Origin of the sequence: Pseudomonas sp. SMV7 (genome assembly GCF_052041995.1) — a bacterium.
Classification (GTDB): domain Bacteria; phylum Pseudomonadota; class Gammaproteobacteria; order Pseudomonadales; family Pseudomonadaceae; genus Aquipseudomonas.
Window position 1 is genome coordinate 1 of sequence record NZ_JBKGGT010000082.1, and the last position, 204, is coordinate 204.

The window sequence follows — 204 nt, forward strand, 5'->3', positions numbered from 1 at the left end:
CCACCTTCGGTCACCGAAGGCGTGGCCGTCAGGGTAGCGGTGGTGACATCGACCGAGTCATTGATCGTGGTCTGGGCCGGGGTCGGATTCGGGGTCAGCTGTTCGAAGTTGCCGCCGGTGGCACCGGTAATCGTCGTGCTGACGGTCGAGCCGTTGTTGTAGACGTCGTTCGCCGGGGTCTCGAAGTCAACGCTGCCCTGGGTC

Annotated in this window: 1 protein-coding gene; it reads right to left on the reverse strand. The window is 64.2% G+C overall.

The genetic code is table 11. The features are described from left to right. Positions 1-204 (reverse strand): immunoglobulin-like domain-containing protein (locus ACLEJP_RS25640; protein ID WP_440810945.1); only part of this gene is annotated, 204 nt, incomplete at both ends.